This is a genomic window from Sphingobacteriales bacterium (genome assembly GCA_016706405.1).
Lineage (GTDB): Bacteria > Bacteroidota > Bacteroidia > Chitinophagales > UBA2359 > BJ6.
Genome location: JADJJT010000003.1, coordinates 738,103 through 749,836, shown reverse-complemented (window position 1 = coordinate 749,836; position 11,734 = coordinate 738,103). Strand labels below are relative to the sequence as shown.

The 11,734-nt window shown below is 38.1% G+C and carries 8 protein-coding genes, 1 tRNA gene and 1 pseudogene; 1 reads left to right on the top strand and 9 read right to left on the bottom strand.

Features of this window, described 5'->3' with window-relative positions; all coding sequences use genetic code 11:
• Nucleotides 1-182: 182 nt before the first annotated feature.
• Nucleotides 183-695 (top strand): hypothetical protein, encoded by a 513-nt coding sequence (locus tag IPI59_14880; protein ID MBK7528788.1) that lies wholly within the window; start codon nt 183-185, stop codon nt 693-695.
• On the opposite strand, the pseudogene IPI59_14875 reads toward IPI59_14880, so the two are convergent.
• The 9 genes and pseudogenes from IPI59_14875 to IPI59_14835 form a co-directional block, all read right to left on the bottom strand.
• Nucleotides 692-1,000 (bottom strand): annotated as a pseudogene (locus IPI59_14875) (hypothetical protein). The gene IPI59_14880 and the pseudogene IPI59_14875 overlap by 4 nt on opposite strands.
• Nucleotides 975-2,303 (bottom strand): 30S ribosomal protein S12 methylthiotransferase RimO, encoded by a 1,329-nt coding sequence (gene rimO / locus IPI59_14870; GenBank protein MBK7528787.1) that lies wholly within the window; start codon nt 2,301-2,303, stop codon nt 975-977. Before rimO ends, IPI59_14875 begins: the two are co-directional and overlap by 26 nt.
• Nucleotides 2,304-2,350: 47 nt before the next feature.
• Nucleotides 2,351-3,709, bottom strand: a complete 1,359-nt coding sequence (locus IPI59_14865) for a hypothetical protein (GenBank protein MBK7528786.1) — start codon at nt 3,707-3,709, stop codon at nt 2,351-2,353.
• 99 nt (nt 3,710-3,808) lie between these two features.
• Nucleotides 3,809-3,881: transfer RNA gene (locus tag IPI59_14860), tRNA-Lys, on the bottom strand.
• A gap of 116 nt (nt 3,882-3,997) precedes the next feature.
• Complete coding sequence (locus tag IPI59_14855) at nt 3,998-7,441, bottom strand: hypothetical protein (GenBank protein ID MBK7528785.1); 3,444 nt, start codon at nt 7,439-7,441, stop codon at nt 3,998-4,000.
• Between the two features lie 84 nt (nt 7,442-7,525).
• Nucleotides 7,526-8,122, bottom strand: coding sequence for an HAD-IIIA family hydrolase (locus IPI59_14850; protein ID MBK7528784.1), 597 nt, complete (start codon nt 8,120-8,122; stop codon nt 7,526-7,528).
• 11 nt (nt 8,123-8,133) lie between these two features.
• Nucleotides 8,134-9,267, bottom strand: coding sequence for a glycosyltransferase (locus IPI59_14845; protein MBK7528783.1), 1,134 nt, complete (start codon nt 9,265-9,267; stop codon nt 8,134-8,136).
• 36 nt (nt 9,268-9,303) lie between these two features.
• Nucleotides 9,304-10,851, bottom strand: a complete 1,548-nt coding sequence (locus IPI59_14840) for a hypothetical protein (protein ID MBK7528782.1) — start codon at nt 10,849-10,851, stop codon at nt 9,304-9,306.
• 58 nt (nt 10,852-10,909) lie between these two features.
• Nucleotides 10,910-11,332 carry a hypothetical protein gene (locus tag IPI59_14835; GenBank protein MBK7528781.1) on the bottom strand — a complete coding sequence of 141 codons (423 nt, stop codon included), beginning with the start codon at nt 11,330-11,332 and terminating at the stop codon, nt 10,910-10,912.
• Nucleotides 11,333-11,734 lie beyond the last annotated feature (402 nt).

The following is an 11,734-nucleotide window of genomic DNA, read 5'->3' as shown; positions in this document are numbered from 1 at the left end:
CAAGACTCTATTCAAACTAAGTAATTGACAATTAATAATTAACAACGAATAATGAAATAAGTGGTTCATTATCAGGCGATTACCACAAATAATAGTATAAACTAATTTTAGCGAACTACTTAATTTACCGAATCCTATATAGCCGCTTGCTCCCTATCCGAGTAATTGCAAAAATATTAACTATGATTATTCTATTTTTTTTAACACTCTTATTTTGCCCACCCAAACCCACACAGCCACCTGCCGCGCACCATTACTACGCAAGCCTTAGTACAATTGTTTGGAATGAAAAATCTAACACAATTGAATGTAGTGTGCAAGTTTTTTCAGATGATTTTGAACATACGCTAACCAAAACCGGATGCCAACAACCAGCTTTAGTGCCCAATACAATACACGTTGATACCGAAAATTGTATTGAAGATTATTTAGCTAACCATTTTAAAATTTGGATAAATGACACCGTGCTTTCTCTGAATTATATTGGCAGCGAAATTGGTTTTGATAACACTATTTGTTATTTAGAATCGGGTGCGCTAAACGAAGCTCCTCAAAAATTAAAAATCCGGAATGATTTGCTCTGTGCAATTTTTCCCGAACAACAAAATCGTGTAAATATTGAAATAAAAGGAAAAAAAAGCAGTGCTTTACTCCACAAAAAACATACCGAAGAACAGCTAAATTTTAATTTTTAGAAAGGCAACAACAGCCAACAGCCATCAGCAACAGCCCCAAGCCAACAGCCCCAAGCCAACAGCCCCAAGCCAACAGCCCCAAGCCAACAGCCATCAGCTAACAGCCAATAGCCATCAGCCAATAGCCATCAGCCAAAAGCTAACAGCCATCAGCTAACAGCCAATAGCCATCAGCCAATAGCCATCAGCCAATAGCTAACAGCCAACAGCCCCAAGCCAAAAGCCAAAAGCTAACAGCCAAAAGCTAACAGCCAATAGCCAATAGCTCTCAGCCAATAGCTAACAGCCAATAGAGCCAAACAAATCAAAATCGGTAGCCTCGTGTATGGTTACGTTGGCAAAATCGCCAATACGTGCATACTGGGTTTTTGCATCAACCAGCACTTCGTTATCCACTTCGGGCGAGTCAAACTCGGTACGGCCAACAAAATAATCACTTTCCTTCCGGTCAAAAAGCACACGATAGGTGTTGTCAATTTTTTGTTGGTTAAGTTCTGCCGAAATAGCTGCTTGTATGTCCATTATTTGATTAGCCCGCATAGCTTTCTCTTCTTGTGGCACATCATCCGGATAGTTTTGACCGGCAAAAGTGCCCTCCTCGTGCGAGTATTGAAAAATACCCATCCGCTCGAAACGTATTTTTTGTATAAATTCAGCTAATTGGTCAATATCTTGCTGGGTTTCGCCCGGAAAACCGACAAGCATAGTAGTTCGCAAAGCAATATTGGGCAATATATCGCGAATTTTTAATATTAACTGTTCCGTTTCTTGTTGGGTTATTAAACGCCGCATACGCTTTAAAACAGGGTCGCTTATGTGTTGCAGCGGTATATCTAAATAATTACAAACTTTTTCGCACTGAGCCATTGCCTCAATAATTTCGAGTGGAAACTTGTGCGGATAAGCATAATGCAAACGTATCCACTCAATACCTTCGACCTCGTTATTTAGGCGGCGCAACAAATCGGGGAGTTGGCGTTTTCCGCTAATATCAATGCCATAAAAAGTTAGCTCCTGAGCTATTAGCATAATTTCTTTAACCCCTTGTTTGGCCAGGTTTTTTGCTTCGGCAACTATGGTGTCCATTGTTTTAGAAACATGCTGCCCGCGCATTAAGGGTATGGCGCAAAAAGCACAAGTGCGGTTACAGCCCTCCGAAACCTTAAGATAAGCGTAATGGTTAGGTGTTGTAAGCAAGGGGCGTTCGCCAATAAGTTCGTGTTTATAGTTGGCGTTAAGTTCTTGCAATAAAAAAGGTAAATCGAAAGTGCCAAAATACCCATCTACTTCGGGAATTTCGTTTTCGAGTTCATTTTTATAGCGTTGCGACAAACATCCGGTAACATATAATTTATCTATTTGTTTACTTGCCTTTGCATCTGCATAAGCCAAAATAGTATCTATTGATTCTTGTTTGGCTAAATCTACAAAACCACAGGTATTTACAATTACAATATTTGCATCGCTTTTATTTTGTTCGTGGGTTACCGGTATTTTGCTTGCATATAATTGGTTCATTAATACTTCGCTGTCCACCAAGTTTTTTGAGCAGCCAAGTGTTACAATATTTACTTTGTTTGATTTTTGTTTTTGCGGTTTGGTTTTCATGTCTTGTTCGGATGTATTTGCTTGATTAGCTAATTATAGAGGATTGGTTAGAGGCAGGTTGTATCGGTTTGTTGGTATATTTCAAGAAGATAAAAGTTACAGGTGTCTAATTTGCTTAATATAGTTTGACTTGTATCGTTGTACAAAAGTGCTTCGAGAAGGTATTTTTTTGCTTCTTCAAACTGTTTTATTTTTATTTCGTAGTCGGCTTGTTTTAAAAGTAGGGCAACTTTTTGGGCAGCAACCTGTGTTAATTTTTTCTCTAAGCTTTTACCTTCTTTATGTTTTGGGTTTAGTTGCAGTAATTGTTTTAGCCACAGCAGCGCTTGTGTAGTATTGCCGGCCTTAGCTTCGTCTTGGGCTTGGCTAAATAATTTTTGCTGGTTGGCTTCTTGTATTGCCTGCCTAATTTTGGGCATATAGTTAGTGTCGCGGGTAAACACCCCATTTAAAACCTGTTTTTGCTGCACGTAAGGCAATAACAAATCAATAGCTTGGTTGTAGTTTTTGTTTGTTATATGTTGTTCGGCCAGTTTCAAATCGGTTTGGGCTTTTTCGGCATCGCGGTTGGTAAAAAATTTAATATAAAACGCATAGGCAACCAACGAAGTTAGCAATAAACCTAAAATGGTGCTAAAAAAAAGTCGCCAGTTAAATGTAAACGAGCTTGGTTTTTTTTTGTTGCTGTGCGGTGGAATTTGTTGTGTTATTTCGTTTTCATCAGCTAATTGGGTGGTTGGTGCTGCTATTAATTTATCCGGATAAAGGCCAATGAAAGGTAAATCATTCCATGTTTGGTCGGGGAAAAAATTGGGCTGTAAACTAGTTTTTTTATCCGGAATTCGTTGTGTGTCCGGAAAAAGTTGCCAACCAACAATGTTTGCATTTTGGGACTGCCCCAGCTCAAAAACGGCAATCTCCTCTAAAGTATTAATGGTTAATTGCGGTTGTGCCGCATTTTGTGTAGTGGTGCAACTAAAACCGGCATTAGGGGTGCCAAGCCAATATAAAATTTGTGTTTGCGGGTGAACAAAAAAGGCCGAAACGGCAAACAAAGGGTCGGTGTTAGGTAGCCCTGCGCCTCGCATAAAGCCATAAATGGCCATTGTAAGGTGGGTAAGCGTAAAATCGGTGCCAAGGTTAGTTAATGCCTTTTCGAAAAAAAGGGCAAAATTTTTAGTGCTGGCCTCCACACTACCCATGGCCAAATACACAATAGCGTTTTGCAGCGTATTGCTATTGTCTGTGTTATGTCCGGCATAAAACACCGGCAATGTGTTAATATTACCAGTAGATAAAGATAAAAATGCCGGCGTATTGGTTATTATTTGTGTATTGGCAGGTGGGGCAAGCAACATAGCAAATAGTGCAAAATATTGGGTAAAATTAGCAATAAATTGGGGCAAGTTTAATAATAACCTCTTAGCACTTTTACCACAACAAATAAATTAAACAAAAAAGCCTGTTGCAACTAAGTTACCACAGGCTATCGTTTCACCTTCTTGTGATTCCGCTGGGACTCGAACCCAGGGCCCATACATTAAAAGTGTATTGCTCTACCAACTGAGCTACGGAATCGTCCAACCTTTTCATAAAAGGCGGTGCAAAGATACAATTAATTTTTTAAACACAAAGTTTTTTTTCAAATAAAACCAATTTTGATGGCATGGTAAATTTAAATGGAGTAGTTATTATTAATTAGGGAAAAGTGTTGGGATTAAATGTCTGTCTAAATAACACATAGCCGCCAATATAATTAAGGGTTGGTTATAGCTAAAGTTTTCCATGTCACTTTTGGCAGCAATAAACTGCACGTCGTTCATAATATAGTTAGTTAGGTCGGCTTTTAGGTTTTCGAGTTTGGCTCGTAGCGGGTCAATATTGGTTAAATATCCGGTTTCGCGGCCTGTTTCAAAATAAATGTTTAAAAATTTCTCAAACTGTTCAAATTTGGCGGGGGGTGTTAGGGCGGGTAAATTTTTGAAATGTTCAATTTTAAGTTCGGAGTTTACCTGCAAGGTTTCATTTTGGTAGGTAAAACCGGCTTCGCCTATTAAGTCGTTAAATGTATCGGCTAATTTTTCCACATCTTTAGTCGAAGAAAGTCCAAACGATACTTCCGATTTAATATTTTTACGGTCGTGGTTAAAATTAATTTTTACCTGCCGATAGGCGTCACCCATGCCAGCTTTTAGGCAAGCCTCGTAATAAGCTGTTACTCTCGAGTTTGTTAAAAACGAGCTTAGCCAATCGAAAATACGGCCACCTTTACCAAATGGAAATAAATCGAAGGTATTTACCGAGCTTATACCTAATTGTTGGAGGGTATGGGCAATTAATTGTCCGGAGTAAAACAATAAAATTCCGGATATATAGGCAGGTACGGCAAACATTGGCCTTGCATTGGCTTGCACGGCAGGACTTTGGTAAATTTGTCCATAAAATGTTTCAAAATCGTTTTCAGGAAGTCGGTCGAAAATTAAGTTTAAAAAATAGGGGGCAGTGCTTGGGGTTGTCTCCATATTATTAATGTGCTTAATTCGGATGGATTTACTGCTATCAACAAAATGCCGCAGGGCTTTGCGAACTGCCTCTGATTTTTGCGCCACCACCGACAATTTATTGGCAGCAAGTCTTATTGAGCTTTGCTGTACCAACTGTAATTTGCCCTGGTAATTGGCAACCATTAAAATATCGCTGGTACTACCGCCCACATCAATACCCAGCATCATATTATCCGGGTGTATGGCTACGCCGCCCTTGTAAATAGCATAGTTGCAAACGGCTTCACTCTCGGTCATAGGCTCTTTAACATCAATAGTAGCACCACTAATTGCATTAAGTTGTTTAAGTTCACGGTACATAGCATTATAACTATATACGTCGGCGCGGTTTAAGGCGCTTGGGTGTGCCCACATTAATTCAATTTTTTTAGGCACATTAGCACTATCAATTGCATATAATTCGGCACAAATTGCCATCCATAAGGTTTTTATATACCCTTTTTTAAAATTCATGCCGTAATCGTCGTTGCGCCATTTTAGGTTATGGCTAATTTGGCCGCGCCGGGTGCGTATTATTTCTGATTCAACTTCTAAAACATCTAAATTAGGTTCAAAAACAGGTGTTCCGCCGGCTATTTCGGCACTTTTCATATGGTTAGGCACGTAGCGTTGGTCGTGTTGTTGTATCCACGATTTAATTTGGCCATTGTTAGGTTCTTCGTTTTGGAAAAACAACAGTTCGTGTAGGTCGGCTAATTTTTCGCTGTTTGGGTCAACTACTTCATTGCCTATAAACATAACGCGTCTGCTTTTAAATTTAACAGGCTCAGAGCTAACGCCGCGCAGTATAGAGTAACTTATGCACGAATTATTGCTACCAAAATCTATACCCACTTTAGCTTCAGCGCCGTCGCGAGGAATATTGTCGTGGGTTAGGTTTTTAACTTGTTTTGAATCGGCAACTTCTCCGGTTTTAGTAATTAAAAATCCACATGTTTGAACTTTACCTTTAAATTCGCTGATAAGTTCAATTCCGGCAATTGGTTTAGTGCTTTTATACACCTCGTATTTATGCGATGAGCTATCTACAATTCCGGTCGGATAAACTATCAGATTATCAATTAAAAGATTTTTATCTTGGTTAGTTTCTCGCAAGAGTTGTTTTACTGTGCCAAGTTGCGTAGGAACATCAATGTAGATGAGTTCGTCAGGGTCGGCATTTTTAAAAACAGGTTTAGTCCGGATAGTATCAATGGTATTTCCCGGAATTTCGGAATACAAATAGTATAAATTCCAATGTGCCGAGTAAAAATTAGGCCAAAGTATAACCCGGCGTTCCCAAACCGACTCGGCTACCTTGTATTTGCGCGATATGGCAGGCATGAACGAGTTATTAATGTACAAACGCAGGTGTACGGTAAGGAGTAGATTGTCGTTGTCGTCTCGGGTCAGTTCGGCATTTAGCTGATGATAATCAGTTTTTTGACCCAGCAAGCCGCCTAACTCTTTTTGGAAAACAAAAAGGCCAATATCGCTGAGTGGGATTGAAAAATAATAGGTTTCGTTGTTTAGGGTAGCCGTTAAATAATGCACCGCCGATTTCGACAAGGGCTGGTCGTAGTCTGTTTGGGTAAAACGTATCACCGAATCGCCTTGCAACAAAAAGTCTTTAGTATCTATTTCAATATAATCAGACCCGTCTGTTGGCGCCTGACTTAACAGCCGGCGGTAGTCAAAATAAACAGCGCGTTTAATATTAAACAAGTTATAATAGGGTTTGCCCACCGAAAACATACCGTCTATGGTGCCTTCGTCAATAATATTCCGGTTTTTATTGTATATTTCGGCAGCCCATTGTTTTACAAATGCCGTTAAGCTGGTCAGTTTGTATGGTGTTTTTTCGCCTCGGTTTTTATTTATATCTAACTCAAATTGGCGCAAGTGTTTTTCAATATTTTTTACGAGTATGTATAGTTTTTGAAGTGCGTCTTTATTTTTTGTGCCATCCAAATAATTCAGTGGGTTTTGTAATTTATCATTTTCAAACCAAGGCACTTCTTTTCGGCTTATGTCGCCGTAATTGGCGGCGGTAAATATTAACGAGTAAGGCGAAAAGCCTCCAATCAAATTGCCATTATAGTAAATTAGCTGTATAAATGGGTGGCTGTCAATAGTGCGTGTGGCTAATGCCTCGGGGTTGCACCACAAATCCACATCATCAAATAAAATATGGCCTAAGGTTGCTTTAAGGTCAAACAAGTTATTGGCATCTGCGCCTTGTAAATATATGGGTGGCGAAAGTGTTATATTAGTAGCATGTATAGCCATCAAGCCTATTAGTCCTTTCCACTCATCGAGCAGCATTTTATAAAATTTAATCAACGCCGTTTCCCCAACTTGTGGGTCAATATCTACGGCATAATTAAATGCCATGCCAAACAATTTGGCGCGGGCCCAACCCGAAGGTACGCCCGAAATCATGACATTAAGGGTGGCGGCATCTAAATTTTTAGAAATATCGCCTGTATCTATGGCTTCAATATAATTTTTAGGTTGTTCAAAAACGTGCCATTTGCCCGATTCGAGCGCAGATTTGCCTTTGCTGCTTTTAATGAGTAAGTTTTTAGTAGGCATATAAAATTTGTATATTTATTGCGTAAATAGTTCGATATTTTGTGTGTTTGAGTGAGTGGTGAGCGGCTGAGAAGATGGTATTAATTAGTTTGGTTTTAAGATACTGTTTAGCATTTTGGCAAATGCATACAGCGATGGAGTTGTATAGTTATGATGGTTACTTGAAGTGTTATGATTTAAAAAAACCGGAATCATATTGGCGTTAAGGGCAAACTCAATATCGGTTAGCGAGTCGCCCACCATAATTGATTTTGAAAAATCTATTTCGTTAAAATCGTTTTTTGCCTGTATAGCCATACCTGTTTGAGGTTTTCGGTAGTTCGAGTTTTCGGTTGCCAATTGTGGTGCGTAATAAAAAGCATCAATATTGCCGCCCTTAATTTTAACTAATTGTAAAATATATCTGTGAATTTGTTTTAAATTGTGGTGTGTCATTAATTTTTTGCCTATGCCTTGCTGGTTGGTAGCGACAATAATTTTTCCGAAAAATTGCGATAAAATTACAATTGCTTTAATGGCGTTTGGTAAAAGTTGTAATTCGTGTATGTCTTTAACATAGTCATTTTCAAGTTTTTTATTAATTACCCCGTCTCGGTCTAAAAACAAAGTCCAAGTTTTGTCAATTTTTGAAAAAACATCCAATTCAAATTTAGTTTTCTTAAATTTTTCCGGATTAGCCATGCTTACAAGTTTTATTTAATATTTTCGTGCAAGTTCAATAAATTATCCATCAAAATTTCCCACGTATATTTCTTTTTTTCTTCGATGATGTTTTCAATAAAGGTATTTTCTTTGTTTTCGTCAAAAAATTTTAAGATGGCACCGGCTATTTCATCCGGATTTGGATTAACCACATACCCAACTTTATCGTTTGGGCACATTTCGGCCAGGCCGCCAACATTTGTTACAATCATCGGTTTATTAAAGTGGTAGGCAATTTGCGTTACCCCACTTTGGGTAGCCGAAATATAAGGTTGAACTACAAGGTTGGAGGCACAAAAATAATACTTCACCTCCGAATCAGTAATAAACGCATCAGTTTGTATTATTTCGTTTTCTAATTGAAGTTGTTTAATTAAGTTTGTATAATATTCTTTATCGGCATAATACTCGCCCGCTATAATTAATTTAAGGTTCCGGTTTCTAAAACGACTGTCGGCAAAGGCTTTAAGCAACAAATCCAAGCCTTTGTATTTTCTAATGAGGCCAAAAAACAGCAGATAATCGCAGTTTGTAGGCAAATTTAGTTTTTGTCGCGCCTCGGTTTTTGAAATACTTTCACCAAAATTATCAAACAACGGATGAGGCGACAATGCTATAGGTTTATCAACATTAAAAGTTTTGGTATCGTTTAAAACTGCCTCCGACATAACCAAAAAAGCATCTACGGGTTTTAAAAAGTATTTGGTAAATAATTTATCGCCCATTCTTGCCTCGTGGGGTATTATATTGTCTATTAACGAAATTATTTTAGTATGCTTGTTTTTTTTTATTAATCTTAAAATTGTACCCAAACTTGGCCCCATAAACGGAAGCCAAAACCTAACAATTACCAAATCGGGATTTTGTTTTTTTATATGATTTCCTGTGCTAAACCAGTTAAAGGGGTTAATTGAGTTTATTTTTTGTTTAATATTTAAACTATTAGGTTGTTTTTCGGCTGAATATTGTGTTTTTCCGGGAAATAAAAAATTAGGATATTGTACGGTAAAGGTATATATTATTACATTGTGGTTATTGTTTTGCAGTGTGGTGGCAAGTCTTTCGTTGTACGAAGCTAATCCGCCTCTAAACGGGTATGCTGGTCCTATTATCGCTATCTTCATACGTTCATCCGGAAATTAGTAGAATAAAAAGAAGCATTAAAATTTATATAGTAGTGCCAAAGTATCGTACATGCGTTTTATCATGGCTTCAAGCAGGTTGTTTAAGGATACATGGCTGGTGTTTTTTACAAAAGTATCTTTAAACTTATCGAAAGTACGACCAACAGCACTCGTAAACCCCCACGAAATATCTAAATTGTGCATTTTATATTTAGGGTTCGAAAATATTTCGTGAAATTTGATATTGGCAACGTTTTCTGAAAATATATCCGGATTAAAAAGCAAATTGTTATTACCGCCCGCAGACCGGTGCAGTTGCCTTAGCCAGTCGTTTTGTAAACTTCCGGCATTATCTCTAAATCCGAACAAATAAAAACAAAAATACCGTTTCAAAGCATCTACCTCTTCTTTGCCTAATTGGTGGTAATTTGTTTCGCCTTCAATTTTGTTGTTTCGGGCGGCTTCAATAAAATCGGTATTATCTAAATTTACTAAAAACGCCATAGCTGTAAACCAAGTAAAGCGTTTAATAAAGGTATCGTTGTTTATAAAGTCTTTAAAATCGAGTGCGCCGGTTTGGTCAATTGATTTAAAATAATAAACAGCACTATCGTTTACCGTGTTAGTGTTAAAAAACGAATGGGCTGCGCCAGCCGCAATTAACTCTAAATAATGTGATTGGTTGCGTTGTTTGTCGCCGCCGGTAATGGTATCTTTTTGGTTTGGAATTAGCTGGTAAGTGCTGTTTTCGGTGCCTATTATATAAAACGAATCGTAGGTTTCAATTACGGTTTTATCGTTTTCGTAAAACATAAGGGCGGCCTGCGAGTTGATTGGGAAGTTTTTGGCATCGGCCAATACTTTTTCGCGGGCGCGCTCGGTGTCGCTGGCTAAATTAAAGGTAAAATAATGGGTTAGCAGCGCAGCCCCATAGCGTATATTGGTAAGTGCGGCTTTGTTAAAAGCTTTAAAAGCGGCATCGCGCAGGGCTAAGGGCACTACCGGAATAGACGATGCACCCGTACCACCAAATACCGAACCCATTACAAACACTTTGGCTTCGGTGCCGGTTTGACTTTCATCGAGCAGGGCTTTTAAAAATCGGGCAATATCGGTATTAAGGTCGTTTACCGCCTCTAAAATGCCGTTGTACATAAGCATAGAGCCCATGTGCGTTTGCGTTCGGTAGCCGTGTTTTAGGTCAAACTCCTGAACATTTTTGGTAAACAGTAAATTGGCTAAATCGGTACTGTTTTTATCTTCGTGCAGTAAACCAAAAATTTTTGAAGGGTTTTGTGTATCGGTTTTTGAGTAATCCGGAGAAAATTTATAAAATTTTATATTGGCCGAAAAAAAAGTATCTTTAAGGGCGGTTCGTTTGGCCTCGTCTTGGCCTTTAATGGGTAAGTAGCAGTCGTTTATTAGTTTTTTAAGGTCGGCAAAATTTGCGTTGTCCAAATCTGTATCGAGGGCTAATAAGTGTATTTCCTTATCATCGAACATACCCATAGCGCATAAATGCACAAATGCTTGCAGGCAGCGCATGCCTGTACCACCCGAACCTATAACAAAAAGCTTTTCCATATTATTTATTAAATAACTACTATTATTATATCAGTTTGAAAAGTGAATTGAAATTAAATTAATTATTATTGCCCGGAAATAAAGTTCCGTATTTGCGATTTTTAAATACAAACCGGCTTAACAAAAAACCTGCTAAAACGTAGCCGCCAAACAGTAGCAGCGTTGAGGCAACAAATGTTGTTACAAACTCGCCCTCAAAGGCAGGGCTTATGCTGCACGATAACCAGGCGTAGTTGTATAAAAAATAGCCAAGCGTAAAAAATATGCCAATGGCCCAAAACCAAAAACGACGGCGGTGGGCATCGCGGGCATTAACGCTGCCCTCAAAAGCTATGGCATTGGCCACAACGTACGAAATTACCAAGGCAATAACCATCATAGAAACAGCCAAAATAACATCAGAGGTTTGGGTGCTTGAAAAATGTTGTGGTGTTTTTACGGTTATGGGTTGGCCAAAAAAATCGCAGAACGGAGAAATCATAATCACTATATTGTAAATAATTAAAATTTGATAATCATTAGAATTGCACTTTGAAATTGCGCAAAGATATTCGTTTACAGCAAGTTTTTCAAGTAAGCAAGCGTAAATATCCGGATTTTTTTTATAACAGCAGCAAAGAATTATTCATTTTGAATTGTGATACTTAGCCTACAATTTAAATCGTGGGCTATGAATACCCTACACCACGGTTTATTCAAAGGATGGCAAGCGGCAAAATACTGTCAATACTTTAATCTGTTTAGATTAGTAACTAAGATAATTTTCCGGAAACAAAAGAAAAAATCAGTGGTTCAAGACGTTTTTTTTTTACCCCAACTCTTGCCATTAAATAAAAAATGCTATAAATTTGCTGCTAACTAATATAATTTTCATTTTAAATTT

Coding starts and splice junctions, on each gene's coding strand:
- IPI59_14880 (MBK7528788.1), top strand. CDS start 183: ATGATTATTCTATTTTTTTTAACACTCTTATTTTGCCCACCCAAACCC.
- IPI59_14855 (MBK7528785.1), bottom strand. CDS start 7,441: ATGCCTACTAAAAACTTACTCATTAAAAGCAGCAAAGGCAAATCTGCG.
- IPI59_14850 (MBK7528784.1), bottom strand. CDS start 8,122: ATGGCTAATCCGGAAAAATTTAAGAAAACTAAATTTGAATTGGATGTT.
- rimO (MBK7528787.1), bottom strand. CDS start 2,303: ATGAAAACCAAACCGCAAAAACAAAAATCAAACAAAGTAAATATTGTA.
- IPI59_14835 (MBK7528781.1), bottom strand. CDS start 11,332: ATGATTTCTCCGTTCTGCGATTTTTTTGGCCAACCCATAACCGTAAAA.
- IPI59_14845 (MBK7528783.1), bottom strand. CDS start 9,267: ATGAAGATAGCGATAATAGGACCAGCATACCCGTTTAGAGGCGGATTA.
- IPI59_14840 (MBK7528782.1), bottom strand. CDS start 10,851: ATGGAAAAGCTTTTTGTTATAGGTTCGGGTGGTACAGGCATGCGCTGC.